This is a genomic window from Elusimicrobiota bacterium (assembly GCA_016722575.1).
Taxonomy (GTDB): Bacteria; Elusimicrobiota; Elusimicrobia; order FEN-1173; family FEN-1173; genus JADKIY01.
In genome coordinates this window covers 453,389-479,976 of sequence record JADKIY010000002.1, presented here as the reverse complement: position 1 = coordinate 479,976, position 26,588 = coordinate 453,389, and the positions used below count along the sequence as shown (strand labels likewise).

The window sequence follows — 26,588 nt, the reverse complement described above, 5'->3', positions numbered from 1 at the left end:
AAGAGGCTCGGATTACTGCAGGCGGAAACGGACCAGGACCGGGAGGTCCTTGGCTTCAAAGCCGTCGGGCAAGGGGGGGAAGGGGGCGGCGGCGGTGACCGCTCGCTTGGCGTTCATATCGAAGTAGGAGTCGCCGGAGGAATTTTTAACCCGAACGTCCCGAACCTGACCGTCTTTTTGAATGATGAAAGCCACTTTGCACTCCCGGGTGCCGGCGTCGGCCCGGTCCCAGGACTCCCAAAGGCGTTTGTAAACCAGCTCACCGTACCACTTGAATGGAAAAGGGGAAACGGGCAGTCCCGCGCTGCCGGGCCCGAAGCCGCCGATTTCGAGCGAGGTCCCTATGCCGCCCACGGGGCCGCTCTTGGAGCCCTGGAAATCGCCGTGGCCGAAAGAGGCTTCGCCCCGGCCGTCTTTGGTTCCCTTGCCCTTCTTGGTGTTCTTCCCCTGAGGTTCGACCTCGGCCGCCGGTTTCTTGGAGGTCGGCTTTTCCGCTTCCTTGGGAAGGGCGATGCGGTCGGGGTCGGCCGATTGATCGGGCGGGGCGACGGGGATTTCGGCGGGTTTTCCGGCGGAGGCCGGGGGATTGGCCAGCGGGGCCGGGGCGGGTTCCAATTGGCCCGTGCCGAAACCCGATTGACCGCCCAGGAACTGGAAGCCGTAATAGATTTGGGGCTTTTCCGCCTGGAAACTAAAATAGGCGACGACCGCCAGGGCCGCCGCGTGGATCAGGGACGAGTAGGTGAGGTAGCGGTTCACGGATTCCCGGCGGCGGGAGCGCCGGGGACCGCCTCCGGCGTCTTGTCGTCGGGGGAGGCGGTCAAGACCGCCACGCCCACCTTGACGGCCTTGAGTTTCTGGGCCGCGTCCAGGGCCAAAACCACGTTTTTAAAAGACACGTCCCGATCGGCTTCGATCAAGACCGCACGGCCCGGTTGGGCCGTCTCGGCCAACTTGGCCGGCAGGTCGTCCCGAAGGATCCGCTTGTCGCCCAGATAATAATCGCCGTCCCGGGTGATGCGAAGGCGAAGGGGGTTTTCGTCGTCCCCCGGCCGGGTGGTGGCGGCCCGGGGCAGGTTCACCGGAATCTGGCTTTGGGCCAGAAAGGGCGAAAGGATCATGAAGATGATCAGCAGGACCAACACGATGTCGATGAACGGCACCATGTTGATCTCCGTGATCAACCGCTTGCGGCGGGCGACCTCCATCAGACGCCCCGGGAAAGCCGCTGGAGGCGTTCCAGGTGGAAGGTGAAATAGTTGTAGATCATGCTGGCCGGAATGGCCACGGCCAAGCCCGCGGCCGTCGACACCAGGGCCTCCGAGATGCCTCCGGCCACCAACGTCATTCCACCGCCCGAGCCCGCCGCCTGGGAGATGGTGTGGAAGGCCCGTATGATGCCGATCACGGTGCCCAACAGGCCCACGAAGGGCGAGGCGTTGGCGATGGTGCCCAGGAGGGCCAGCCGCTGTTCGATCTTCTCCACGAGGGGTTTGGCGTCCTTTTCGCCGTCGGGTTTGGCCAGGAACACCCGCACCCATTTGAGGGTGGACCAGGACTCGAACAGCACGGCCACGGTCACGACCGAGAACACCAACAGCACGCTCAGAATCGGCCACCCCAACAACAGGGTGTGTTTCAGATCAAAGGTTTGCATTTACTCCGCCCTTTCCAATTGAAGTTCAGGCTCCGATTCCGGGAGAGCCCGGCGGAGCGTGCCCAGGGATTCCACAATCAGCAGGATCGCCAGGCCGGACAACACGACGGCGACGATCGGGATGGTTTCCCAGTGGGGTTTTGAAAACAACGTGGCCGCCCAGGGCCCGATGGTGCGGCCCAGAGCCCACAGCGTCATGCCCATCATAAAGGCCATGGGCACCGCGGTCACGAGCCAAAACCGCCCCGTGCGTTTCAGCCACAGGGTGAGGCCCAGGAGCGTCAAACCGGCCAACAGCTGGTTCGACGTTCCAAAAATCGTCCAAAAGAGTTTCCACGCGGGAATCGGCGCGCCCGTCGCGTCGGTCATTTGCAAGGTCACGAAATAGGCGGGAAGCGCCAGGGTCAAGAGCGTGGCCGCCGCCCCTCCTTTGACCCCTTTCCAGCCCGTTAGTTCCTGAAGCATGTAGCGGCCCAGGCGCGTGGTGACGTCCAGCGTGTCGTAAATAAACGTGGCGAAGGCCAGGAGAGCGAAGCTTCGGGCCAGATCGGGGTTCAAGCCGAAGCGTTCGACAAACCGCGCCAGGCCGTTGGCGTAAATCCGGTCCGGGCCCAGGGAGAGCGAAGCGTCGCCCGCGGGCAGGAGCATGAGGGTCGCCAGGGCGATGACCGCCACCAGGGCTTCCAGGAGCATGCCGCCGTAACCCACCAGCCGGCAATCGGTTTCCACGTCGATTTGCTTGGACGTCGTGCCGGAGCCCACCAGCCCGTGGAAACCGGAGCAGGCGCCGCAGGCCACCGTCACAAACAACATGGGGAACAACGGCATGCCGCCCTTGGAGGTGAAGCCGATAAAGGCCGGATACTGGGCCCGATCGCCTCCCAGAAAAAGCCCCGCCACCCCGGCGATCAAGGTGCCGTAGAGGAAAAACCCGCCCAGGTACCCCCGGGGTTGAAGAAGGAGCCAGAGGGGAATCATGGAGGCGAAAAAGCAGTAGGCCAGGATGATGTAGTCCCAGGCCAATTGGGGGCGGATCATTCCCCCGTCGGGAATTTTGAGGGGGAAAGACGGTCCGTACCAAATGGACAGGGCCACCAGGGGGACCGCCACGAGCGTGGCCGCCCAGAGGGGCGTCCGGGTTTTGGTCAAGAGGACGCCCAACCCCAGTCCGATCAGCAAATAAACGAGGGAGGAAGTCGCCACCCCGCCGCCGTACTGGGCCTCCATGAAGCTGGCGCTGGTGATGTCGGTGAAGGCCGTGATGACGTAGATCAAGGAAAGCCAGACGAAGGCCACGAAAAATTTATAGGCCCGGGGGCCGATGTGTTCCCGAAAAAGTTCCGCCACGCTCTGGGCTTTGTGCCGGACCGACCCCACGAGGCTCGCGTAGTCGTGGACGGCCCCCAGGAAAATGGACCCCAGAACGATCCAGAGCAGGGCCGGCAACCAACCGAACCAGATCCCCGCCAGGATCGGTCCCACGATGGGGCCCGCGGCCGCAATGGCCGAGAAATGCTGGGCCAGAAGCATGGGGCCCTTGGCGGGGACAAAATCGACGCCGTCCTGTTGGGTGTGGGCGGGGGTGGGGCGGCCGCGTTTTAAACCGAAAAGGCGCGCCAGAAGCCGCCCGTAAAACGCGTAGGCGGTGAGGAAAAGGATTCCGGCCATGGCGGCCATGAGGGAAATGCGCACGTGATTCCTCCCGGGGACTTAAGCGTTATTATAGGATTTGCGGCACCGGAACTGTTTTCGAAAATTCACTCGGAGCGAAAACCGCGTTTGCGGCCCGAAAGGGATTTTTGAAGACAGTTCCCGACGAGGAGCGACTCCATGAAAATATTAATTTCGGGTTCCACCGGATTGATCGGCGAGGCGCTGACGGCCGCCCTGCGGGCGGACGGCGTCGAGGTGGTTCGGCTGGCCCGGCGGGCGACCCCGGAGCCCCACGTTCTCTGGGACCCCGCCGCGGGGACCATCGACAAAGCCGGTTTGGACGGGTTCGACGCCGTCGTTCACCTGGCGGGGAAAAGCATCGCCGCCGGACGCTGGACCCGGAAACTCAAGAACGAAATTCTTCAAAGCCGGGTGGTCGGCACCGAGCTTTTGGCCCAATCCCTTGCGGGTCTCGCGCGGCCGCCGAAGGCTTTTGTCTGCGCTTCGGCCATCGGTTTTTACGGAAACCGGGGCCACGACGCTCTGGGGGAAACCAGCCCCGCCGGGACGGGGTTTCTGCCCGACGTCTGCAGGGCCTGGGAAGCGGCGGCGGAACCCGCCCGCCAAAAGGGCCTACGGGTGGCCCACGTGCGTTTCGGCGTGGTGTTAAGCGAGCGGGGCGGCGCCTTGGCCAAAATGTTGTTGCCGTTTAAATTGGGTTTGGGCGGGACCCTCGGGAGCGGCGATCAATTTATGGGTTGGATTTCCCTGGAGGACGCCGTGGGGGCGGTGCGCCACGTGTTGTCGACGGCGACCTTGGAAGGCCCCTTGAACGCCGTGGCCCCCCAGGCCCTGACCAACCGGGAGTTCACCAAGGCCCTGGGACGGGCCCTCCATCGGCCGACGATCTTCCCCGTGCCGGGATTTGCCGCTCGATTGGTTTTGGGGGAAATGGCCGAGGCGTTGCTGTTGGCCAGCCAGCGGGTGGAGCCGCGGCGCCTGCTCGAGTCCGGTTACCGCTTCCGGCATCCGGACATCGACGCCGCCCTTAAGGCGTTGTTGGGTTAGCGAGGCGTTTTTTTGGAGCCGGCCGCTGATTTTTTGTCGGCCGCCCTTTTCTCGGCCAATTCCATGATGTGTTTTTGAAGCCGTTCCCGGGATTCGGACAAGCTGATCTGAAGATTTTTATTTTCCTGCTGCATCCCGATGATTTCCTGATGCATTTTGTTCAATAGGTATTGCCCCAGGACCAAGGATCCCAGCGCCAAAATCCAGCCGCCCCAGGCCGTCATCCGTCCCATCATGGCCACGTGGGCCCGGGCTTCGTTCGCTTTGTTCGGAGTTTCGTCCATTGCGCCACCTCACACGTTAAATCGAAAGTAAACCACGTCGCCGTCCACCATAATATAGTCCTTGCCCTCCATGGAAACAAGGCCTTTCTCCTGCAGGGCCTTGACCGATCCGTGGCGCACGAGGTCGTCGTAGCGGTATTTTTCCGCCCGGATGAAACCCCGTTCGATGTCCGAGTGGATTTTCCCGGCGGCTTTTTGGGCCCGGGTCCCTTCGGGAATGAGCCAGGCCCGGGATTCCTCGGGGCCCGCGGTGAAATACGTCATGACTTTGAGCAGTTTCTTCCCCGCGTTGGCCAGCTCCGCCAGGCCGGGCGAGGTGATGCCGGCCGATTCGTAAAAAGTCGCGCGTTCCTCCGGCGGCAGTTGGACGATCTCGGCTTCCATCTTGGCGCAGAGGGCGACCACCTGGGCGTTTTCCCGGGTGGCGCGCTCCTGAATGGCGGCCAGGAGGTCCGGCTCGGGTCCCTTTTCGTCGCAGTTGGCGACGAAGAGCACGGGCTTGCCCGTCAGAAATCCCTGCTCCTGTTGGAGGTCGGCCGGGATGTTTTGGCTTCGGGCGGATCGGCCCTCTTCAAACCCCTTCGCGATGGATTTCATGAGGTCCAGCCGCTCCCGGGCTTTTTTGTCCCCCGAGCGGGCGGGCCCTTCCAATCGTTCCAGGGCCTTTTGCGCCTGCTGAAGATCCGAGAGCAGAAGCTCGGTTTCGATGATGTCGGCCGCTTCCCCGGGATCGATTTTGCCCAGGACGTTCACGACGTCCGGGTCGTGGAAGCACCGAACCACGTGGGCGATGGCGTCCACGGCGCGGATGTGGGAAAGGAACTTGTTCCCCAGGCCTTCGCCCTGGCTGGCGCCCTTGACCAACCCCGCGATGTCCACGAACTTGATGCCGGCGGGCGTCACCTTTTCGCTCGCGAACATTTTGCCCAAGACGGCCAGCCGCGGGTCCGGCAGGGGCACGACGCCCACGTTCGGGTCGATGGTGGTGAAGGGAAAGTTGCTGGCGGCCGCTTGGGCGCCCGTCAGCGCGTTGAAGAGCGTTGATTTCCCCACGTTGGGGAGTCCGACGATGCCTATTTCCATTGAAGGGTCCTGTATCCTTTCTTAACGAGAAAATCCGCGAATCGCGGCCAGACCGCTGACACCCAAGCCGCCGGCCGCACCCACCAGGGGACAAAATATTCCGCCCCGCCCCGCTCCACCGCTTTGACCACCGTGCGGGCCGCCCGGGCCGCCGACACCCGGGTGCCTTCCCGGTGGGGATACCCGGGGGGGAGGCGGCGTCGGTCCACGTTGGCCGGCATTTCCGTGTCGGTGCCGCCGGGCAAAACCAAGCTAAACGATATCCCTTTGGCCGCCAGCTCCACCCGCAAACTTTCCGTCAAGCCCAAGAGGGCAAACTTGCTGGCGGAATAGGCGCCCATAAAGGGCAGTCCCCGTCGGCCGACGCCGGACCCGATTTGAACGACGCGGCCGCCGCCCCGTTGTTCCATGACGGGCACGGCCGCGCGGACGGTTTCCACCGTGGCCCAGAAATTGGTTTCAAAAACCTCCCGCATTTCCGCCAGCGGCATTTCAAGAAAGTTCGACATCCGAAGAATTCCGGCGTTGTTGATCAACACGTCCAGCCGCCCGAAATGGGCCGCTGTTTTTTCAACCAGGGCCGCGGCCGCTCCGGGTTGGGCGATGTCCCCGGGGAGAACCAGGGGCGCCGGACCCCCGGCCGCTTGAATCGCGGCGGCCAATTCCCGCAGGCGGTCTTCCCGTCGGGCGGTCAAGGCCAGGCGCCAGCCCTTGGCCGCCAGTTGAAGGGCCGTTTCGCGCCCGATGCCGCTGGAGGCGCCGGTGAGGAGGGCGACGGGGGCGGTCATTTTAAATAGTCCGGGAGGCCCCGGGGTGCCGGGCGGCGGATCTTCGCTGTGATTTGGCCGAATTTGGGGTCCGGGGTGAAATCGCCCCGATCCAAAGCGTCGGCGTAACCGGTCAAATGATCCGCGAGGGAGGAGGAACGAACTTCCCACGTCGTGCCTTCGGGGTCGACTTCAATGACCTGTCCCGGCGTTCCCCCGGGGGCCGGGTCCAAATCCACGAACCAAAAAACGTCCCCGTTGGAGTCCGCGATGGGGATCCACCGGGGATCGGCCAAACGGGCCTTGACCGGTCCGCCGACGAATATCACCCCTTGGGCGATGGATTTCCTCCAGCCGTCAAAATCGTCCCGGTCGTTCAGCCTTCCGCCCAATCGGTGGGTTCGGATTTTCCAGGATTCCAAAATTCCTTCCACCGAAAGCGCCGCCAACCCCTCGGGGTAAACGGCGGGGACCGTTGTTTTTTGCCCGTCGTGGCGAAGGAGGCTCGCCCGCAGATCGGCGGGGAACCCCAGGCCCATTTCCTTTTCCGCGGCGGCCATTTTTTCTTCCGAGGCCGGACCGTTCAAGGCCGCCAGGGCGTCGGGAGCGCGGCGGGCGAGCCAGGTTTCGATTCGTTTCCAGGCGGCGTTGATCCGCTCCGCGGCGCGCGGGTCGTCCGGGCGGGGTATTTTGGGCGCCCCCGTCGAAGCCGCGGCGTCGTATTCCCGGGACGGACCGCAGGCGTTCCAAATCCCGAGGTCCCGCCGGTACGCCTTGGCTCGGTGGTAGGCGGCCAGGGCCTCGGCGCAGGCCCCGGGGTCGGGGGCCATTTTCACCAGGACCGGCCGGACGGTTTCCGGAACGCCGCCGCCGAAAAGGAGGACACGGCTGGGAATAAAGTCCCCGATCAGGGCGCCCTGGGCCATGGAATTGGCCGGGTCGGCGGTCAATATTTCCACGTGGGTGGCGATCACGCCGTCCAGGGCCGCGCGCCCGCGTCCGAGGGACCCAAGGGCGGCCGCCATTCCCAAAAACAATCCGAGGAGGCGCCGACGGCGGGCGGGCCACGCTTTCAGCGGCCCCTTCAAAACCAAATAGGTCGTCCCCGCCGACAGCGGGAGGAACCAGAGGAAGAACCCTTTGAGGACGTAGAGGAGGCCCATTATTCCCAGGGGCGAAAGCCGTTGGTGATGGGCATGCGGCGGTCCCGGCCGAAGGCCCGGGGCGTGATTTTAACGCCCGGGGGAACCTGGCGCCGTTTGTATTCGGCCAAATCGATGAGTCGGAGCACCCGTCGGGCCGTGGCCGCGGGCACGCCGCCGGCCGTCAGTTCCCTCAACGATCCGTGGCCTTCCACGTGGCCCCGGACCACGGCGTCCAATTGGGGATAGGGCGGCAGGGTGTCCTGGTCGGTCTGGTTTTTCCGCAGTTCCGCCGTGGGCGCCCGGGTCAGGACGGACTCTGGAATGTGGGGGCCGACGCGGGCGTTTCGCCAACGGCAAACATCGTACACGACGCCTTTGGGGAGGTCCTTGATGGGGGCGAAGCCGCCGGCGGAATCCCCGTAAAGAGTGAAGTACCCGGTGGAAAGTTCCGATTTGTTTCCGGTGGTGAGCACCAGCCAGCCGAATTTGTTGGAAAGGGCCATGAGCACCGTGCCCCGCACCCGGGATTGGAGGTTTTCCTCGGTGACGTCGGGCGCTCGCCCCGCGAAGAGGGGCGCCAGGGTTTTTCGGAAACTTCCCACGATGGTTTCGATCGGAACCGTGTGGAAGGCGATGCCCAGATTTTCCGCCGTGATTCGCGCGTCGGCCCGGGTGGCCGCGCCGTTGAACCGGGAGGGCAGGGTGACGCCGACCACGTTGTCTTTTCCCAGGGCGTCCACGGCCAGGGCCGCCACCAGAGCGGAATCCACCCGCCCGAAAGCCCCACGAGGACTTTGGAAAATTTGTTTTTTCGAACGTAGTCCCCCAAACCCAGGACGAGGGCCTTGTGAATCTCCTCCATCGGGGCCAAAGGGCGCGCGGCGGTCGCGGGCCAAGGCGCCCGGGCGCCGGCCCGGAGGGGAAGGGAAAAGGCGGGTTTGCCGCCGCCCGCGGGGGCGGTCCAGTCCACGACCAGAAGGGTTTCCTCAAAGGCGGGGGCCTGGGCGAACACCCGCCCTTTTGCGTCCAGGGCCAGGCTCCCGCCGTCGTACACCAATTCGTCCTGCCCGCCGATCAGATTGCAGTAAAAAAGGGGCGCGCGGCATTCCCTGGATTTCCGGGCCAGGACGTCCCGCCGGATTTTCCATTTGCCGGCGTGGAAGGGGCTGGCCGAAAGATTGAGCAGGGCCCGGGCCCCCCGTCGAACGGCGGCCACCGCCGGCCCTCCCGGTTTCCAGACGTCTTCGCAAATGGTGAGGCCCAGGGGAACGCCTCCCAGGGAGAAAACCGACGGTTCGTCCCCCGGGACGAAATAACGGGCTTCGTCAAAAACGCCGTAGTTGGGCAAAAACCATTTGTGGTAGAGGCCCCGGATCCTTCCGCCGTGAATCACCACCGCGCTGTTTCGGATTCCCTTCGACGATTCGGTCGGGGCGCCCAGGACCACGGCCAAATCCCGGGGCAAGGTCCGGGCCAGGGATTTTATCGTGTCGGCGGTTTTTTTTAGGAAGAGGGGTTCGAGCAACAGGTCTTCGGGGGGGTAGCCGGTGAGGGCCATTTCGGGGAAAAGGACCAGGTCCGCGCCCCGGTCCCGGGCGGTCTGGGCGCGCGACACTAAATGATCGGCGTTGGCGGCCAGGGCTCCCACGGTGGGATTGACCTGGGCCAGGGCGAGACGGAGCGTGGGCATACGTCCCGCGGGGGGGATTAGGCTTTCCCGGAGCCGCCCAGCTCTTCGGCCAGGAGGACGGCTTCGGCGATTTCCTTCATGGATTTCCGTCGATCCATGCTCTGCTTCTGGATTTCCCGGAAAGCCTCGGGTTCGGTCATGCCGCGTTTTTTCATCAGAATGCCCTTGGCCCGCTCGATGGTCTTGCGGGATTCCAGGGCGTCCTGGGCGGCGAGTTTTTCCTGGAGGAGCCTCGTCTGCATGATGGCCGAAGCGCATTGGTTGGCCACCGATTGGAGCACCGAAATGTCCTCTTTGGTGAAGGCGTATTCCTCGGCGCTGTAGGCGTTGATGACGCCCAGGGCCTTGTCTTTGTAAAGCATGGGGACCGACAGGAGGGAGACGAGCCCTTCGGAGGCCGCGATGTCCGGGAAGGAGAACCGCTTGTCTTTTCGAACGTCGATCACCGCCACGGGTTTTTTCTGCAGGACGGCCTGTCCGGAGAGGCTTTGGTCCACCTTGATGGGCGGCTTGTTTCGATAGGTCGGGGAGAGGGACTGGGTGGCGGTGATGCGAAGCTCGGTGCCTTCGTCGTTCAGCAACATGACCGAGCAGATTTTGGAGCCCATCAGGGACGCCGTCATGGCCACGATCAGCTGGAGGATTTCTTCGTGGAAGCGGTCGGACGCCACCGTGTGGGAAACCGCCGAGAGGGTTTGAATCGCGTTGGCCCGCCGTTTGGTTTCCTCGAACAGCCGCCCGTTCTCGATGGCGCCGCCGACCTGTCGGCCGATGGTCGCCAGAATTTTCAGCGTGTGGTCGGTGTAGGCGTGGGGTTTCCGGTGCTGAACGTTGATGACGCCGACCACGCCGTCCCGAACCAAAATGGGGACCGAGAGAAAAGCTTCAAAACGATCTTCGGGCAGGGCCTGGAAATACTTGAACCGGTGGTCGTCGTGGGCTTTTTGGGGGAGAACCAGGGGTTTTTTGTGTTCCGCCACCCAGCCGGTCAGCCCTTCGCCCATTTTAAGGCGCAGTTGGCCCACTTCGCCGGGGTGGGGCGGTTTCGCGGCCGACAGCACCAATTGGCCCTGGGCGGCTTCGTGAAGGTAGATGAAGCAGGCGTCGGACTTCGTCAAGCCGCTGACCAAGGCGACGATTTCCTGAAGGATGGTTTTTAATTCGAGCGTCGAACCGATGATGTGGGAAATCTTGTGGAGGAGTTCGAGCTCCTCGGCCGGGTCCAAAGCGCCGGCCGTCGTTTTCGCGCGTGGCATGGGTTCTCCTGGTGGGGGAAAGGATGAAAAAGAGAAATTACCATCTTTCCGACGGTCCGTCAAAGGGGGGAGACGCCTCCCGAACGGCGCCTCCCCGCGTTTGCCGGGCCGCTGAAAAACTCTTTCGTTCGTCGTTTCAGAATGATTTTATCCGGAATCCGGATTTTTTCTCCGGGGGAAGAGACCCCTTGGATTCCGGCCAGAGGCTTGCCGGAAGGACGGGCCAGGGGGTTTTTCAAAGGCCTGTTAATGCGTTTCCAATCGTCGCCCGGGATGGTAAAATGGACCCCATGAAAGCGAACGCAACGCGGTGGTTCGATCGGACCGGGCTTTTTTCTCGGAGGGGAAGGTCCTGGGTGTTGATCTTTGTGGGGACTTTTTTGGCCTCCTCCCTCCGGGCCGGCAGCGAGCCGCGCCTTCGGAAGGCCGATCCCTTTTTGCTTTATTGGGCCCAATTTCGACGGAACGTGATGGAGGAGGATTGGGAAAAGCTGTCTTTCCTCGTCCAGTTCCCCTTGGCGACCGAGCGGGGGCCCCGCCCCAAAGAGCAATTCGGCGGGTTGATCCCCCGGGTTCTCGACGCCCAAATTCCGGGGGGGGATTACCCCACGACGACCCGGGCGTTGATCACCGAAAAAAGCCAGTTGACCGACGAGGACTGGGAAACGATTCGCGGGGAAAGTTTCGAAATCGGGAGGCTCCACTTCGCGAAGGTGAACGGCCGCTGGGCCTTGACGCGCCTGGGCGCTCCGCCCGCCCCGGCGGCGCCCCCGCCGTCGGAGGAACCGATGGAGGAGGCGCCCGCCGACACGCCGGTCGTTGAAACGGCGCCCGAACCTCCGCCCGCCCCTCCCGTCGCTCCAAGAGCGGCAACCCCCGCGCCGGTTCCCCCGCCGGCGACTCCCAAAGCCGCCCCGACGGTTCCGGCCGCTCCGCCGAAAGCTCCGCCCCCGGTGGTTTCAACGCCCGTTCAAAAGCCGGCCCCGACGCCCGAACCCGCCGCGCCCCTTTCCCCGCCCGCGGCGACGCCCGGGGACCCCGACTTCGCCGTTTTTTGGGCCGATTTCCGCCTGGCGGTCATGTACAAGGACATGGATTCATTGAAAAAGCTCACGCGGTTCCCTTTTGAAACCAAAGGACGCCTGGAAGAGGACCCCGTCGTCAAGCGATCGGCGCGCGATTTCGAAGGCCTCTACGCCCGGATGATGGAGACGGACCCGGGTAAAAGCCCGATGAAAGACTCCATGCGGGAGCTGGTGTCCCGGGTCGAATACCCTCGGGAGGGGGCGAACTCGGAACGGGGGGAAGTGCAGGTCGGGATTTTCGTTTTTACGAAGGTGAAGGGGAAATGGCTCTTTACTCGCGCCACCCTGGAGCGATGACTTGGGATTCGCGGTAAACGTCGAGCGGAACGCCCCGGTGGGCCGGCTTGGCTTTTCGAAGTCGATGAAGGAGAACTTCCCGGTCCGCGTGGGTCAGGCTTTTTATGGCGATCCCTGGCTCGTCTTTCCCCGGTATTTCAATGCGAAGGGGACGCCCTTGGCCCGGTTGGCCTTTTTTAGCGATTCGCAAAGAGCCCGGAGCACGTCTTTTTTAAATTCCATCGATAAAACCGAAGATTCCCCCTACGCCCGGGTTTCCTGTGTCTTTCCCGGGGGAACAAACCCGTCCTCGACGTAGTCGTCCCCACGGTTGATGGGAATCCGGCGCACGCCGACGATTTTCATTTGGTGGGTCGAGAAAGTCGGTTCAGGGGGCATGGGGTTCCCTTTCGGGAAAAAGCCTCTACGTCGAATGGGCAGATTCCGGTTTTTTATAAAGACGACGGTCGTTTCGTGGCAGAAAAAAAAGCGGGAGAGGGATCCGAAGACCCCTCTCCCGCTTTTGAAACGTTGGACGCTCGGACTTACCAGCTGCTCCAGGTCGAGCTCTTGGTGTCGGTGTGCGTGCAGTTGACCACCACTTGACCGGATCCGGGACGGTACAACCAGTTCCCAGCGTCGGGTCCGTTCACGGTCTCGGTGTTCACGCGGCCGTGCCCGTACGCGGTTTGCGGGATCTGAACGTAAGGCATCTCCTGAAGGTAGCGCGCGCCCGACGTTAACGACACCGCCAAGGAACCCGAGGCGGGATACACGCCTTCCTGGTCGGAGTAGTAAATGCTCACGGCGCTGCGGACGGTTCCCAGGCTGCCCTTGATGCTGGCCTCTTTCGACTTCGTTACGAGGTCGGCGAATTTAGGGATGGCGATGGCCGCCAAGATACCAATGATGGCCACCACGATCATCAATTCGATCAGGGTGAACCCTTTTCCATTGTTGGCGTGCGCGAGCAAGCGCGGGGAGACGGCTTTGGCCAGCAGGTTGGCCGGTTTTGCCATTAAGCGCAATAACTTCAAGTTCAAGTTCATGTGGAACACCTCTCCAATAAGAAAGAATGATGGAAACCGAATCTGTTCCGTTAAGCCTAACATGCTTTTTCCCCGTTTTCAAGGTCTGAATTGTTGGCGTGGTCGTACGCCCGAAAGCTCTTCACTGGGCGCCTTCGGCATGGCTTCTCGTTGGGACGGGCCGATGGCGTTCCTTGAGTTCCTGATCGTTGCCGCTCTTTGGGGAGGGTCTTACCTTTTCATGCGGGTGGCCGGGCCGGCTTTCGGCGCCCTGCCCATGGTGGGCCTCCGCCTTTCCTTGGGCGGGGCTTTTCTCCTCGCGCTCTGCGGGCTCAACGGGAAATTCGGTGAAATCCGTCGGCATTGGAAAAAGACCGTTTTTCTCGGAGTTTCCAATTCGGCCGTTCCTTTCTCCCTGCTCGCTTACACCACCATTCACACCAACGCCGGGTTCGGCGCGATCTTGAATTCGACGGCGCCTTTTTTTACCGCTTTGGTCGGATGGGTTTGGCTGCGGGAGCGCCTTCGTTTTTCCCAGGGCGCGGGCCTGTTGATCGGGGGCCTCGGGGTGTGCCTTTTGGTCGGCGGGAAGCTGTCGTTCGACTCGACCCGCCTCCGCTCCGCCATCGGGGCCGCCCTCGCGGGCACGCTGCTTTACGGAATTTCCATCGTCTACACGAAGAAGTATTTGGCGGCGGTGAGCCCCCTGGTCATCACCGCCATCAGTCAAGTCACCGGGGCCCTGCTTCTCCTGCCCTTCGTCGTCGGTCAATGGCCGTCGGTGGGCCCGGGGCCGGCCGCTTGGATCAGCGTGGGGTTGTTGGGCGTGTTCAGCACCGCCGTGGCCTTCGTCCTTTTCTACCGGCTGATTGCCCGCCTCGGGACCACGCGGACGGTGGTCGTGACATTTTTAATTCCCGTTTTTGGAATGACCTGGGGCGGTCTTTTTTTGGGCGAGCGCGTCACGACGTCGATGGTTTTGTCGACGGCGCTGATTCTTTTCGGGACGGCCCTCAGCCAGGGATTGTGGGGGCGCCGCGCCGGTTAAAGTCGGTTCCGGTCACGGGCGGCCACGATGCTTCCTCCGCAGGAGGGCGCGCCGCAACGGCAGGGCGTCGGATCGTCCCGGAAGGAAAAACCGTAGTCGTAGGTGATTTCCGCCCCTTGGGGGATCGGCCGGACCGCCCGCAACCAGATCCGCCCGCCCCGGCTCTCGCTCGCGGCGTTCGGTTCGCAGGAATGGTTGGCGTACCGCCCCAAATTCCACCCCACCGATCCGTCGATAAACTCCCGCCGATTCAGTCGAAAGACAAAGGCGTTCCCCTCCGCCGCCCTCCGTCGACCCTCCGCCGCGGACACCCGGGGCCCGTCGTATTCCACGACGGGTGTCCCGGTTGGAACGTCGTTCCGGGCGAAGAGACCGCTCCCGTGAATGCCCGAGGGAGCGGCGAACACCCATTCGTTGTTGGTTCGTTTGGGGGGTGGGGAGCGCTTCATGACCTAAATTCGTTGAATGATTTTGTGGGGCGAGGTGCCGCCTTTGACGATGCGGAGGCGATTCGCTGGGCAGTTCAGCGCCCGGGCCAGGAGGTCCAGGGCTTCGGCGTTGGCGCGTCCCCGCTCGGCGGGGGCGCGGACGTGGATTTCGTAGGCGTCGTCGGCTTTTTTGAATACCGACGATTGGCGGGAATCCGCACGAACCTTGAGCTTGATGTAGGACGGAAGGTCCACGATGCAAAAGGGGCGGCCGGCGCTTTCACGCGCTCCGGGACACGGCGTGTGTTAAGAAAGGGGAATTCACGGTTGGTCGGCCCGGTGGACGCGCCATCCCCGCTCGGCGAGGGTCCGGGCCGCGGCGTTGGCGTTCGGGGTTTTGCGGACGTCCACGTCTCCCGCGATCTCCAAAAAATCTCCGAGACCTCGGACCGCCAAACGCTCGCTTTTCCATTCGCGGCCGTCGTCCAGGGGGGTCCGGCGTTTCGTTCGCACAATCAGCGCGAAGGGAACCCCCCCGGCCAACCGCCATTCCACCGCGCCGTTCTCGTCGTCGATTCCGCCCACCGGGTCGCCGAAGACCGTTTCGTTTGGGCGGTCGGACCGGCGGGCGGACAAGAACGCGGCCTCGGCGGAGAAGTCGATGAAAAGCTCGTAGGGCGCCGGGCCCCGGCAGATCCGGGCGTTGTCCTGGCCTTCCCGAAGGTCGGCCTCGTCAAAGGCCCAGCGGCAGTCCTTGGCCAGAAAAGTGTAGGTGCTGGAGAAGGGAGGGGCTTCGGCCCAAAGAAGGGCCGACGGGCACGCCGCAGCAATCAAAAGGGAAAACAAAAATGGTCGCCTCACGTTTTTTTACCTTGGGTTAAGTTTATAAAAATTTTCCTTGGGAGGACTGGGGGGCCGGGTCAAAACCCGCTCCATTGAAATCCGGTGCCCCGGGGGGTATCTTAAATCATGCACCTCAGCGCTTCGTTTATTTTGTCGACCGTGTTCGGGCTGGTGGGCATGTTGTATTTCGGGTACGGCAAGAAAAACCAAAAATACGTCGCGCTGTTCACCGGAATTGTTTTAGGCGTCTTTCCCTATTTCATCACCAACGCCGTCGCGGAGTTTTTCGTGGGGGCGTTCCTCATGTCCGTGCCGTTCTGGATGGCCGAATAGGGACGTTGTCCCTTTTCAACGTCGGGAGCGGCGGGGCGGGTCCTCCGGTCTAGGGAAAAAAGCGTTTTTTGGCCCAAAGCGAAACGGTGACCAACCCGATCAAGGCCGGCACTTCAATCAACGGACCCACCACCGCGGCGAGCGCCTCTCCGGAGGCGATGCCGAAAACGCCGACGGCCACCGCGATCGCCAATTCGAAGTTGTTTCCCGCCGCCGTAAAAGCCAGCGCGCTGGTCTCCTCGTAGGTCAACCCCATCCGCCGGGCCGCGAAAAAAGTCGATCCCCACATCAGGGCGAAGTAGGCCAGGAGCGGCAACGCGATCCGCGCGACGTCCCAGGGCACCCGGACAATCTTGTCGCCTTGCATGGAAAACATGAGCACGATGGTGTAGAGAAGGCCGATCAGGGCCGTCGGCGCCAGGGCGGGCATGAACCGCCGGTCGTACCATTCCGCCCCGCGGCGCTTCACGAAAAAACGGCGCGTGGCGTATCCCAGCAAGAGGGGGATTCCCAAAAAAACGGCGACGCTCTTGGCGATTTCCGCCATGGAGATATTAAGCCGGTGCCCCTCGGCCCCCCACCAGCCGGGGAGAACCGCCAGGAAGAAATAGCCCAAAAAAGAATACATAAAAATCTGAAAAATCGAATTTAACGCCACGAGCAAAACCGCCAGTTCGTTGCTCCCCCGGGCCAAAAGGTTCCAAAGCAGGACCATGGCGATGCAACGGGCGAGCCCCACCAATATCAACCCCGTGCGGTAGTGGGGGAGATCCGGCAAGAAAACCCAGGCCAGCGCGAACATGAGGACCGGCCCCACCAGCCAATTCATGGTGAACGAGAGGCCCAAGACGCGGCCATTCCCGGTGAGCCGCCCCAAAGCCGAGTAATCGACTTTGGCCAGGACGGGGAACATCATCCACAGAAGGCCCGCCGCGATGGGCAGGGACACACCGGACACTTTCACCCGGTCCAACGCGGGGGCGATCCCGGGAATAAAACGTCCCAACGCGACGCCCGCCGCCATGGCCAGGAGAATCCACAAGGGCAGGAACCGGTCGAGACGGGAGAGCTTTTCGAGGGGCGTGGAAGCGGTTGAAGCGGCGGAGTCGTGGTTCAAGGGTTTGGCCTTCCTTTTATGGCGGCGGTGCGATTATCGATGAAAGAGGGCGACGCCCAGGCAGGCGAGAAGGTAAAAGTAGGCGGTCCCAACGGAAAACCCGACGATTTTGCCCGGCCATTCCCATGGAATAGGGGGCAAGTGTTTTTTCAGGAACCGGGCGCCCGCGGTTGGGTTTTCCATGAAGCCTTTGCCCTCTTCCCAGGCGCCCGTGGGTTGGAAGTAGAAGTTGGCCCGGTGGACGATGTCCCGGTAAATCCCGGTGTAAGCCAGCCGGCGGCCCACGACCCGGGCGAATTTTGTCCCCGCCGAGACCGGTCCCTCCCGAACGCTGCCCTCAAAGGGGGAAATCGTTAAAAAGTGAAACCCCAGGGCCGCCGCGATCAGTCCCGCCATCACCAAGAATTTATGCACGGACGGCCTCAAGAATAGAAACAAAGCGATCATGGTGTTCCTCCCACCGGTAAAATCGCGCTGGGCGCTCTCGATCGGCCCCGGGACAACGCGAAGGTTATTCTTTTCCCATCACGCGCAGGGCGTTGAAAACGCCGTCCACCGCCCGGGCCATTCGGGCGAAATCCAAGGTGTCGGGAGTGTCCGACGGTTGGTGGTAGTTTGGGTTTCGGAAAAAGGAGGTGTCCGTCACCATCAGGGCGGGCATTCCCCGTTTCCAATAATTCCGCTGGTCCGACAGGCCGATGGCGTCCAACGCGTTGGGGGCGGAGAGGGACACGACCGGCAAGTCCGTCCCCCGGGCCATGAGTTTTTTCACCCGGCGCACGAACCCGAAACTGGCCCAATTGCCGACCACCGCGATGAAGTCGGCCCGGGAAGGGTAAAACAAACCCAGAACGGGCAGGGGGTAATGCTGGGACCCGGGCGCGTTGGAATAAAACCCGATCATTTCCAAGGAAATCATGCCTTCCACCTCGATTTTGGCGTCGCGCAGGCTTTGAGCGTGGACGGCGCTGCCCATATTTTCCGTTCGAAAGTAGGGCGGCTCCTCCAGGGTGTAGGCCACCAGTTCGATTTCCTTGGTTAAGTCCGGCGGCTCCACGGACAGCAAACGCGCCAACTCCAGGAGCCCCGCCACCCCGCTGGCGTTGTCGTCGGCGCCGGGTTGCTCGCCGCAGACGTCGTAATGGGCGCCCACCACCAGGCGGCGGGTGTTTTTCGGGCCCCGGACGACCGTGACGTTTTGGTAGGTCCGGCCGTTGACGTCGTATTTTTGCAAAACCGGGTTGAACCCATATTCCCGAAAACGCGCCTCGATGTAATCGGACGCCGCCCCGAGGGATTTCGTGTGGAGGTGGCTTCGCTCGGGTTGTAAGGCGGCGAGAAAACGGACGTGCTGTCCCAAACGTTTGGCGTCCGCCCGTGGGGCGGAATCGGCTTGAGCGGGGGGAGAGAAGAAGGGCATTAAAAGGGCCAAAACCAATAAGGGCGTTGAAGGCGGACGGGCGCGTCTCACAAGGCCATATCAGAAGGCGGATTTGTTCTGAAGAGGAACGAAACGTCCATGTTTAACGACAGTATATCATGGCGTGGGCGCTCCTTGGATTCCCCGGCAAAGCGAAAGGCCAAGCCGTTGAATCGGCCTGGCCTTCGCGTTTAAACCCGTCCCCGGACCTTCAGTGAAAATCCGGGGGAAAGGGGGGTTAGATGTTCTGGTTCAGGTTGTCTTTGAATTCCGCGGCGGATTTCTCGATGGCTTCCTTGAAGGCGGCGCGGGCGGCCGGGGTGTCTTCCATGTTGTCCATTTTCATTTCCACCGGGGCGGCGGGTTCGGCCTTGGGGCCCATGGCGGCGACGGCCACGTTCCCGTCGGCGGTCACGATTTTCAAGGTCACGGCGGCGCCGGGCCACACTTTGCCGGCCACGCCGGCCGTCAGGAAGGTGGAGCGCTGGGAGAGTTCCATCTCAACGATGGCGACGGAGTCGACTTTGAGCTTGGCGCACAGGTCCGACATCTGGCTCAGTTTCTTTTTGTCCTTGTTGTTCAAGAACAGGTACGGCACCATGCCCTCGGGGACGGAGCGCGTTTTGTCCATCATTTCCATGCCCCGGGGGCCGACTTCCTTTTTCACGTCCTCCACGAAGGCTTTGTAGTCCGCCGCGGCCAAGACGGTTTTGGGGTCGACGACGGTCCAACTCTTTACGCCGGCGAGGTTCTTGGCGTAGGCGTCCAGGGCGCTTTGCACCAGGTCGGTCCCGCCGAAGTGTCCGAGGGCCGGGTTGTCTTTTTTGTCTTTCATTTTCTTCAAGAAGCCGATGCCGGCCGTGAGGCCGCCCGCGCGCGCGTCGCTTTTAATGATCTCGGCGTTGCTGTAGACGCTGATGATCGCGATGGAGTGCACTTTTTGAATGTGGTCTTTCTTGATCCCGAGGTTGAGACCCCAGACCAGTCCCGGCAAAACCGCCAGACCGGCGAACAACGAGAAAACTTTTTTCATACTTCCTCCTTATTGCTTGGCTGATGATGGTTTTGGTTGCGAGGAACCAAATTTGTCGGGATTCCGAACAGAAATCCCCGGGGTGAATCCGTCGATGTGGATCCTGGAGACGCTTATTATGCGGGATGGAGGGGGGGAAATCAAGGGGGGAAGGGGGGGCTCCCGTTGTGTTTTCCCGTTCTTCGCCTCCGGTGCGTATATTACGGACGGTTATCCATTTTGTTCGATTCATTTAGGTTTGGACTTTTTCATAATTCCCAGGCGCTCCGCCCTGGACCCGGGATACTTTTCTTTGGCCGCCCAAAGAAAAGTATCCAAAAGAAAACCGCCCCCAAGCGGCTTCCGCGCGAACTTTATGCCGGGCCTGCGGAACTCGCCCCGTCAAAGACCCGTGACGGGGCTCAAACAGTCCTCGGCCACCGCGGCGGCAAAAAGTTCGTGCTCAAAACGCCTCAAGGGGGTTTTTAGCTACATAGGCATAGGCCAAAGCAAAGGCCAAGGCAAAGGCTGAACAAAGAATTTGATTTTGCCGATGTAGTTGCTTCTGGGACCCCATAAGGCGAATCGAGCACGCCGTTTTGGCGGCTGTGGTGCGGCCCGTTGTGGGGCGCCCACAAACCGGGCGTCGGCCCTGAGGAAGAATTCGACTTTTTTCGCGTCGGCAACGCCGAAGGGCTTTTGAGGCGTGCCGGCCCTGTTTTGGCGGCGGCAGCCGACAAGGGACCGTCCCGCCCGACTAAGATATCCGAAGTCGGGACAGCACCGACGATTGATATCAAAGTAGGGCGGTGCCGGGGCCGGTGTTTGGCCCACGTGAGGGACGCCCGCCCCGTCCGCCTAAGATATCCATTGTCGGGGCGGCACCGGCAATAGACAATCAGCAAGACGGTGCCGCCAAAACGGCGCGCGCAGGCCGACCGGGGCGCGTTTTTGGGTCCAGGGCCATTTTTGCGCGTCCAAAAATGGCCTTGGCCGGGTGTGGGCCGGGGAGGCCCACGACTTGAGTCACCCGGGTCCAGGGCGGCCCGTCGCAGAGCTCCGGACACCTGGGGCGGCATAGCCGCTGATGCGGAGCGCCTGGGATGTCGGTGCCGGGCGTGGGCCGGGGAGGCCCACGACGTTGAATTAATGATTTGGGAAAGTGGAAGAGTTTAAAATTGGAAAGATTTAAGGGCGGGGGGCCAGGTTTTGGAGAGATTAATAAGATTGTCGCCGTCGTCGATGGCTTTCCGAATTTGATCGGTTCCGCAAAGGATGTCCATGGGCCTTTTGACCGTCTCGTATTCGTAGGGCGGCGGGTTCCATTTTAAGTTTCGGGGATAAAGTTGTTTCACCGTTTGAAGAAAAACCAGGCCCGCGAGGAATGATTCGAAAGTTTTGGGATTCGTCACGTGGAGTTGGACGCCGCCGCAGGTTTGGTTGGCCCATTTATTAAACGTGGGCCGGAAGGCCAGGGGTCGGAAGGCGACGCCGGGGAGGTTTTTCTTTTCCAGGGCCCGGGCCAGGTTGTGGCCGTCAATGAAGGGGGCGCCGACAATTTCGAAGGGTTTGGTGGTGCCGCGACCCTCGGATAAATTGGTGGCTTCCAGCAGGCACATGCCGGCGTAGACCGTCGCCGTGTCCAGGGTGGGCATGTTGGGGGAGGGCATCACCCAGGGCAGGCCGGTTTCATCGAACCGCATGGAGCGCTTCCACCCCTTCATTTTGACCACGTGAAGGTCCGCGCCCCATTTGTATTTCTTGTTGAAATAAACGGCCAGCTCGCCCACGGTTTTGCCGTGGCGGACCGGGAGGGGGTAAAGGCCCACGAAGCTGGCGTAGGCCGGGTCCGGAAGGTTGCCCTCCACGCCGCCGCCCAGGGGGTTGGGACGGTTCAGGACGACGAACGTGATCCCGGCCTTGGCCGCGGCCTCCAGGGCCAGGGCCATGGTCCAGATGAACGTGTAATAACGGACGCCGATGTCCTGTAGGTCGAAGACCAGGGCGTCCAGGCCCTTCAGCATTTGGGGGGTGGGTTGGCGGCGGGGGCCGTAGAGGCTGAAAACCGGGAGGCCGGTGCGGGGGTCCTGGGCGCCGTCCACGGGCACCTGGTCCTGGAGGTCGCCGTAAAAGCCGTGCTCGGGGGCGAAGATCGCGGCGACGTGGAAATCCTTGCGGTTTCGGAGGAGGTCGACCGCGTGGCGAAGTTGGCGGTCGACCGAAGCCTGGTGGACGATGAGACCCACCCGCTTGCCCTTCAACGCCGGGTGGCCGCGCTTGGACAGGAGGTCCAAGCCCGTTTGCACCTTCAAATCTTGGACCGCCTTTGGCGCGCCGCCTCCATGAGCAGAAGGCCCGCCGCCACCGCGACGTTCAGGGACTCCACTTTGCCCGCCATAGGCACGCGAACCCGTTGCACGTTGAATTCCGAAAGATCGCCCAGCCCGCGGCCCTCCGCCCCCAAAATGATCGCCGTGGGGCGGGTCCAATCGAAATCCCAATAATCCATGTCCGCATTTTGATCCGCCGCCACGGCCGTGATGCCCCGCCCCTTCAGGCGGTCCGACACTTCCTTCATGGCGGGGATTAGAACCAGGGGAACGCGGAAGGCGCTGCCGGAAGATCCGCGAAGGGCCTTGGGGCTCCAGAGATCGGCGGTGCCCGCGGCCGCGATGACGGCCTGGGCCCCGGCGGCTTCGGCCACGCGCACGACGGCCCCGGCGTTGGCCGGGGATTGCAAGCCGTCCAGCACCACCCAAAGCGCGTTGTCCGCCAAAGGCAGGGCGGGGGAAACGGGGCGGTCGGCCCGAACCACCAAACCCGGAGGGGTTTCCAAGTCGGAGACGAACTCCATCACGTCCGGGGTGACGTTGTGCCCCGAGGCGCCGCGGCCCCGAAGGGCGTCGATGACGCGGCTGATCTCCGGGCGGTCGGCCGCGGCCACGGTGAAAAGGAACTCGCGGACGGCCAGCGGAATGTGGATCAAGTCGCCGATCAGGCGGTGGCCTTCCACGAAAATGGATTTGGGGTCCTTGCCGTCCCGGGCGTCCCGGAATCGGTGAACGATGGGGCTGGTGCGATTGAGCTTTTCGCCGCGCCCGAAAAAAGTTCGGGAGGGCGTCGGGGGTGGTTCCCCGTTCGACGGCGTGCGGGGCTTCTCGGGACCGGGGTTCCCGCGGAAAAGGGGCGGGGCTTTGAACGGCGGGGGCGTCGGCGTGGAAAGGGGTTCGGCGCCCGCGTCTTCTTCGAAAGGTTTCGGAAGGCGGGGTCGGGCTTCCCGGGGGGGAGGGGACGATTTTCGCCATCGGAAGAACCCGAGCGGTCTCGGTCGTATCGGGTGTTAAATTTGGGTTTGTTGTTGCGGTTGTCGGCCCGGTCAAACCGCCCCGGGCGTTGGCGGAAATTCTTGGACTTCCCGGGATTGTACCGTTTCCGATTGCCGCGAGATTCTTGGGGGCGGCCCGCGGGGGTCCCCGGTTCTCCGGATGTCCCGCCGAATTTGGGATTAAAAGAGGCGGGGGTCTCCGGCTTACCGAACTTGCCGGGCCGGCGATCTTTGTCGTTCCTTTTGCCGGGGCGGAAACGGTCGCCGTGGTTGAACTTCTTGGGGCCCCGTTGGTGGGGGTCGAAGGGAGAGCGCTCGTCCCCCCCGGGGTTTCGTTCGACGCCCCGGCCCGGGTTGAACGGGGGTTTGGGACCGCGGAAGGGACGACGGTTTTTTTTGAACACGTCAGACCACCGGTGGGACCGGCGGGAGGGGGCCGGACGGTTCGGTCGGATGTCGGCGTTCCCGCTCGGGGGCGACTTGGGCGGTTTGAAGGCGCTGAAGTTGCTCGCCGTAAATCTTGGAGAAGGCCAAAACGCTGGCCACCATGACCGGGCCGAAAAAGATCCCCGTGGGGCCGTAGGCCTTGAGGCCGCCCAAGGTGCCGAAGAACAGGAGCATGATGGGCAGGCGGGCCTTCTCGCCGATCAAATAGGGGCGGAGGAAGTTGTCGATGGTGCTGACCACCCCGGCGCTCCAAATCAACAGGAGAACGCCCGGCCACATCCAGCCTTTTAAAATCAAATACCCGCAAACCGGCACCCACACCGCCGTGGCGCCCACCAGGGGCACCAGGGCCATGAACGCCGTGGCGAACCCCAACAGTACCGAGAAACGCACGCCCGCCACCGCGAAACCGATCCCGGCCAGGAGGCCCTGCACCGACGCCGTGATGAACATGCCCCGGACCACCGCCGTGAGGGTTTGGTTCAGTCGATTTAAAATGTGTTCTTTGTGGACCTGTTCCATGGGGACCAGCTGGACGAGCTGGTGAAGCAAACGCGCCCCGTCGCGAAACAGGAAGAACAGGGTGAACAACATGACGAAGGTTTGAAAGATGAAGAACACGAGGTTTTTTAAGATGGCCGCGCCCGTGGAGGAGAGTTGGTGGCCGAGCCCCTCGATGTTGCGCAGAAGAACGTCTTGAATGTCCACGCCCGCGTTGTCCAGTACCTTGTCGGCCCGTTCCCACGCGGAACGGACCGAGGCGGGAAGTTTGTTGATGAAGGCTTCCTGGGGATTGGCCCGAAGAGTTTGAATCTGCTCCTGGGCCCAGGGATAGAGGGCGGCTGTTTGCTTGCCCAACATGCCCAAAAAGATCATCGTGGGGATGACCACGATTAAAAACAGCGCGGCGACGCTCAACCCCGCGGCGAGGGTTCGGCGGCCGCCGGACCATTTTAAAAACCGGGCGTGGACGGGGTAAAACACCAGGGCCAGGGTGACGGCCACCATGATGCCGTCGAAGAAAGGCGACAACAAACGAAAAAGCTGGAACAAGAGAAACCCGAAGGCGGCGAAAAAGAAAATCCGGAAAATCAGAGGCCGGGAATCGCCTTTGGCGTCGAGGAACAAACTAGGACTCATGGGGTTCCGTCCATTTCTTGTTTTCTTTGATGAGAGCGACCAAGCGTTCGTCGGCTTCGTTGAAGGGAATGCCCTTGGCCACGCATTCCTTGCCCACGTACAAATTAATTTTGTCCGGCCCGCCGCCGACGTAACCGAAATCCGCGTCGGCCATTTCGCCGGGGCCGTTGACGATGCACCCCATGATGGCAATTTTGACGTTCTTCAGGTGGCCCGTGCGCTTCTTGATGCGCTCGGTCGTCGTTTGCAAATCGAATAGGGTGCGACCACAGGAAGGGCAGGAAACGAATTCCGTTTTGGTGAGGCGCGCCCCGGCGCCCTGCAGGAGGTTGGAGGCCAGTTCCAGTCCGCGTTCCAGGCCCAACCCCGAATCCAATTGGACCGCGTCCCCCAAGCCGTCGCAGAGCAAGCCGCCGACCAGCGTGGCGGCCGAGAGCAGGAATCCGTCGGTGTCCAGGGCGGCGGGCGCGGTGATGAGCAGGGGCCATCCGGCCTGGCGCACGAAGGGTTGCGACGCCACGAAGCGCCATTGGTGCAGGAGGCGCGAGGGGTCCGTGCTCCGAAGGGCCAACACGATGTTGAAGGGGCGTTCGCCCAGGTTCTGGGCCGCGGCCAGGAGCTCCCCGGCGTCGGTGGCCTCGAGCCAAAGGGATTTGCCCGCGTCGGTCGCGGCCCGGGCCACGGCCAGCAGGAACGTCGCCGAAGGCCCGAGTTTCAGGGGAACGATCAATCCATCGGCGGCGTCCAGGGCGTTGGCGGCCACGTCCTCGGTGCCGGTGAGCCGCGCCAAAAAGCCGAGGCGGGAGGTTTCGAATTTCAAATCCCGTTTCAAATTCGATAGGTTCCCCGCGTCTTCCGGCGTGGTCACGTCCTGGGCCAGGATTTCCGGGGGGATCTGCTTGGAATTCTTCAGGGCCTTTTCCAGGGAGGCCAAAATGTCCGAGCCCAAGAGACCCAGGGCGGAAATGTCCGTCACCACCCGGGGCGGGTGGTTGGCGCCCAGGCGGATGGGTCCCACGGCGATTTCCTTGGCGGCGCGCCGCTGGTAGTGGTAGTCGTCGCCCACGGGTTTTAAATCGGTGTCGCCGTCCCGGCGGCGGGGGGCGTAGCTCACCGCGGGGCGTCCGTCGAATCGGGCGGCCAACCGGCGGGCCACGGGGATTTCGAATTCGGGGTCTTCGGTCAGGGACACCCGCAAAGTGTCGCCGATGCCGTCCTCCAGCAGGGCGCCGATGCCAACGGCGGATTTGATGCGCCCGTCCTCCCCGTCCCCGGCTTCGGTGACGCCCAGGTGGAAGGGGTAGTCCCACCCTTGTCCGTCCAGCCGCGCCGCCAGAAGGCGGTAGGCCGCGATCATGACCTTGGGGTTGGAGGACTTCATGGAGAAAATCACGTCGTGGTAATTGTTCTTGCGGCAAATGGACAGGAATTCCAGGGCGCTCTCCACCATGCCCTCGGGGGAGTCGCCGTAGCGGTTCATGATGCGGTCGGAGAGCGATCCGTGATTGGTGCCGATGCGGAGCGCCCGGCCCAGCTTTTTCATTTTGAGAACGAGGGGAGTGAACCGTTCCTCAATCCGCTCCAGTTCCTCGGCGTATTCCCGGTCGGAATATTCCCGGGTTTTAAACATTTTACTGTCGGCGAAATTGCCGGGGTTGATGCGCACTTTTTCCACGTGTTCCGCGGCCTCCAGGGCCGCCTCGGGACGGAAATGAATGTCGGCCACCAGGGGCACGCGGACGCCTTTGGCCCGGAGGGTCGCGGCGATGTTCCTGAGGTTTTTGGCGTCGACTTCGGTGGGGGCGGTGATGCGGACGATTTCGCACCCGGCCTGGACCAACCGGATCGCCTGGTTCACCGTGGAATCCGTGTCCTGGGTTCGGGTGGTGGTCATGGACTGGAGGCGCAGGGGATTGTCCCCGCCGACGCCCACCTCGCCCACCTTGACCGCCCGCGTTTTGCGGCGGCGGTAGGCGAAGAGGTCGGGGGAAAACGGGGGCGATTTGGGGATCGCTTCAACGGCGGATTTCACGGGGGATATTATACCAAACGCCCGTCGATCCTCGACGGCGGGCGGTAGCCGCGGTGAAAGAGGGACAGGAGCCGGGGCAACACCACGGGGAGAGGAGGGGTCTCAGCGTCCAAGGGGTCAGCCGATGGTTGAGCAGAAGCCTCCGTGCCCAGAGGCCGAAGGCGAAACGCCCGCCGTAGGACGCGCTCCACAGCGCCCGGTAGCGTTCGACCAACGGACGATCGTCGACCTCCCGCAGGGCCGCCCGAAGGAGCGCCCCCGTGGCCAGGGCCCGGCCGATCCCTTCGCCCATAAAAGGGTCCCCCACGGCCCCGGCGTCGCCCACCCGGAAAACACCGTCCGGGGGCAAGCCCGCGAAAAGGCGGGGCCCCACGCCGCCCGGGCCGGGCCGCGAGACGTGTTGGTGTGTTGAAAAACCGTTTCCCAGTCCAACGGTTCGTTATTCCGTCGG

At 62.7% G+C, this 26,588-nt stretch carries 25 protein-coding genes and 2 pseudogenes; 4 read left to right on the top strand and 23 right to left on the bottom strand.

All coding sequences use genetic code 11. The annotated features are described in order from the left end of the window. Positions 1 to 12: 12 nt before the first annotated feature. From IPP68_05790 to IPP68_05775, 4 genes are read right to left on the bottom strand one after another with little or no spacing between them, the layout of a single operon-like run. Positions 13 to 759 carry a TonB C-terminal domain-containing protein gene (locus IPP68_05790; GenBank protein ID MBL0349868.1) on the bottom strand — a complete coding sequence of 249 codons (747 nt, stop codon included), beginning with the start codon at positions 757 to 759 and terminating at the stop codon, positions 13 to 15. After that, positions 756 to 1,208: a biopolymer transporter ExbD gene (locus tag IPP68_05785; GenBank protein ID MBL0349867.1), complete on the bottom strand. Its 453-nt coding sequence runs from the start codon at positions 1,206 to 1,208 to the stop codon at positions 756 to 758. The genes IPP68_05790 and IPP68_05785 overlap by 4 nt, the downstream gene beginning before the upstream one ends. Next, positions 1,208 to 1,657: a MotA/TolQ/ExbB proton channel family protein gene (locus IPP68_05780; protein MBL0349866.1), complete on the bottom strand. Its 450-nt coding sequence runs from the start codon at positions 1,655 to 1,657 to the stop codon at positions 1,208 to 1,210. Before IPP68_05780 ends, IPP68_05785 begins: the two co-directional genes overlap by 1 nt. Continuing rightward, a complete protein-coding gene (locus tag IPP68_05775; protein MBL0349865.1) occupies positions 1,658 to 3,334 on the bottom strand; it encodes a carbon starvation protein A in 1,677 nt (558 codons plus the stop codon). 153 nt (positions 3,335 to 3,487) lie between these two features. Here IPP68_05775 and IPP68_05770 point away from each other — a divergent pair, with 153 nt between their 5' ends. After that, positions 3,488 to 4,378, top strand: coding sequence for a TIGR01777 family protein (locus IPP68_05770; protein MBL0349864.1), 891 nt, complete (start codon positions 3,488 to 3,490; stop codon positions 4,376 to 4,378). Here the strand turns inward: IPP68_05770 and IPP68_05765 are convergent. The 6 genes and pseudogenes from IPP68_05765 to IPP68_05740 all read right to left on the bottom strand — a co-directional run bounded on the left by IPP68_05765 (position 4,375) and on the right by IPP68_05740 (position 10,603). After that, positions 4,375 to 4,662, bottom strand: a complete 288-nt coding sequence (locus IPP68_05765) for a hypothetical protein (protein ID MBL0349863.1) — start codon at positions 4,660 to 4,662, stop codon at positions 4,375 to 4,377. The genes IPP68_05770 and IPP68_05765 overlap by 4 nt on opposite strands. Before the next feature lie 9 nt (positions 4,663 to 4,671). Beyond that, the gene (gene ychF / locus IPP68_05760; protein MBL0349862.1) at positions 4,672 to 5,745 is read right to left on the bottom strand and encodes a redox-regulated ATPase YchF; all 1,074 of its coding nucleotides are present in this window, start codon (positions 5,743 to 5,745) and stop codon (positions 4,672 to 4,674) included. Then, entirely contained in the window at positions 5,736 to 6,533 is a 798-nt protein-coding gene (locus tag IPP68_05755; protein ID MBL0349861.1) for an SDR family NAD(P)-dependent oxidoreductase, read from the bottom strand. The genes ychF and IPP68_05755 overlap by 10 nt, the downstream gene beginning before the upstream one ends. Next, positions 6,530 to 7,675, bottom strand: a complete 1,146-nt coding sequence (locus tag IPP68_05750; protein ID MBL0349860.1) for an SMI1/KNR4 family protein — start codon at positions 7,673 to 7,675, stop codon at positions 6,530 to 6,532. Before IPP68_05750 ends, IPP68_05755 begins: the two co-directional genes overlap by 4 nt. Further along, a pseudogene (locus IPP68_05745) lies at positions 7,675 to 9,347 on the bottom strand (NAD+ synthase). Before IPP68_05745 ends, IPP68_05750 begins: the two are co-directional and overlap by 1 nt. A 17-nt stretch (positions 9,348 to 9,364) precedes the next feature. Continuing rightward, a complete protein-coding gene (locus IPP68_05740; protein ID MBL0349859.1) occupies positions 9,365 to 10,603 on the bottom strand; it encodes a GAF domain-containing protein in 1,239 nt (412 codons plus the stop codon). Between the two features lie 356 nt (positions 10,604 to 10,959). On the opposite strand from IPP68_05740, the gene IPP68_05735 reads away from it, so the two are divergent. Continuing rightward, positions 10,960 to 11,985: a hypothetical protein gene (locus IPP68_05735; protein MBL0349858.1), complete on the top strand. Its 1,026-nt coding sequence runs from the start codon at positions 10,960 to 10,962 to the stop codon at positions 11,983 to 11,985. Between the two features lie 851 nt (positions 11,986 to 12,836). On the opposite strand, the pseudogene IPP68_05730 reads toward IPP68_05735, so the two are convergent. Continuing rightward, positions 12,837 to 12,983, bottom strand: a pseudogene (locus IPP68_05730) (prepilin-type N-terminal cleavage/methylation domain-containing protein). Positions 12,984 to 13,176: 193 nt separating this feature from the next. On the opposite strand from IPP68_05730, the gene IPP68_05725 reads away from it, so the two are divergent. Further along, positions 13,177 to 14,040, top strand: a complete 864-nt coding sequence (locus IPP68_05725) for a DMT family transporter (GenBank protein MBL0349857.1) — start codon at positions 13,177 to 13,179, stop codon at positions 14,038 to 14,040. Here IPP68_05725 and IPP68_05720 read toward each other — a convergent pair. The 3 genes from IPP68_05720 to IPP68_05710 all read right to left on the bottom strand — a co-directional run bounded on the left by IPP68_05720 (position 14,037) and on the right by IPP68_05710 (position 15,314). Beyond that, entirely contained in the window at positions 14,037 to 14,489 is a 453-nt protein-coding gene (locus IPP68_05720; GenBank protein MBL0349856.1) for an SET domain-containing protein-lysine N-methyltransferase, read from the bottom strand. The genes IPP68_05725 and IPP68_05720 overlap by 4 nt on opposite strands. Positions 14,490 to 14,492: 3 nt before the next feature. Continuing rightward, positions 14,493 to 14,723 carry a DUF167 domain-containing protein gene (locus IPP68_05715; GenBank protein MBL0349855.1) on the bottom strand — a complete coding sequence of 77 codons (231 nt, stop codon included), beginning with the start codon at positions 14,721 to 14,723 and terminating at the stop codon, positions 14,493 to 14,495. A gap of 66 nt (positions 14,724 to 14,789) precedes the next feature. After that, positions 14,790 to 15,314 (bottom strand): hypothetical protein, encoded by a 525-nt coding sequence (locus tag IPP68_05710; protein ID MBL0349854.1) that lies wholly within the window; start codon positions 15,312 to 15,314, stop codon positions 14,790 to 14,792. Between the two features lie 123 nt (positions 15,315 to 15,437). Here IPP68_05710 and IPP68_05705 point away from each other — a divergent pair, with 123 nt between their 5' ends. Beyond that, positions 15,438 to 15,644: a hypothetical protein gene (locus tag IPP68_05705; GenBank protein ID MBL0349853.1), complete on the top strand. Its 207-nt coding sequence runs from the start codon at positions 15,438 to 15,440 to the stop codon at positions 15,642 to 15,644. Between the two features lie 49 nt (positions 15,645 to 15,693). Here IPP68_05705 and arsB read toward each other — a convergent pair whose 3' ends face one another. The 9 genes from arsB to IPP68_05660 all read right to left on the bottom strand — a co-directional run bounded on the left by arsB (position 15,694) and on the right by IPP68_05660 (position 26,510). Beyond that, positions 15,694 to 16,668, bottom strand: coding sequence for an ACR3 family arsenite efflux transporter (gene arsB, locus IPP68_05700; GenBank protein ID MBL0349852.1), 975 nt, complete (start codon positions 16,666 to 16,668; stop codon positions 15,694 to 15,696). Between the two features lie 126 nt (positions 16,669 to 16,794). Beyond that, a complete protein-coding gene (locus tag IPP68_05695; protein MBL0349851.1) occupies positions 16,795 to 17,175 on the bottom strand; it encodes a hypothetical protein in 381 nt (126 codons plus the stop codon). 97 nt (positions 17,176 to 17,272) lie between these two features. Continuing rightward, on the bottom strand, positions 17,273 to 18,181 hold the full coding sequence (locus IPP68_05690) for a M28 family peptidase (GenBank protein MBL0349850.1): 909 nt from the start codon (positions 18,179 to 18,181) through the stop codon (positions 17,273 to 17,275). A 238-nt stretch (positions 18,182 to 18,419) separates the two neighbouring features. Beyond that, positions 18,420 to 19,214 carry a hypothetical protein gene (locus IPP68_05685; protein MBL0349849.1) on the bottom strand — a complete coding sequence of 265 codons (795 nt, stop codon included), beginning with the start codon at positions 19,212 to 19,214 and terminating at the stop codon, positions 18,420 to 18,422. A 1,151-nt stretch (positions 19,215 to 20,365) separates the two neighbouring features. Next, a complete protein-coding gene (locus IPP68_05680; protein ID MBL0349848.1) occupies positions 20,366 to 21,499 on the bottom strand; it encodes a DUF1343 domain-containing protein in 1,134 nt (377 codons plus the stop codon). A gap of 2 nt (positions 21,500 to 21,501) precedes the next feature. Further along, a complete protein-coding gene (locus IPP68_05675) occupies positions 21,502 to 22,206 on the bottom strand; it encodes an RNA methyltransferase (protein MBL0349847.1) in 705 nt (234 codons plus the stop codon). A gap of 717 nt (positions 22,207 to 22,923) precedes the next feature. Next, positions 22,924 to 24,105: an AI-2E family transporter gene (locus tag IPP68_05670; GenBank protein MBL0349846.1), complete on the bottom strand. Its 1,182-nt coding sequence runs from the start codon at positions 24,103 to 24,105 to the stop codon at positions 22,924 to 22,926. Then, positions 24,095 to 26,149 (bottom strand): (E)-4-hydroxy-3-methylbut-2-enyl-diphosphate synthase, encoded by a 2,055-nt coding sequence (ispG, locus tag IPP68_05665; GenBank protein ID MBL0349845.1) that lies wholly within the window; start codon positions 26,147 to 26,149, stop codon positions 24,095 to 24,097. Before ispG ends, IPP68_05670 begins: the two co-directional genes overlap by 11 nt. Beyond that, on the bottom strand, positions 26,121 to 26,510 hold the full coding sequence (locus IPP68_05660; GenBank protein MBL0349844.1) for a hypothetical protein: 390 nt from the start codon (positions 26,508 to 26,510) through the stop codon (positions 26,121 to 26,123). The genes ispG and IPP68_05660 overlap by 29 nt, the downstream gene beginning before the upstream one ends. Between the last annotated feature and the right edge of the window lie 78 nt (positions 26,511 to 26,588).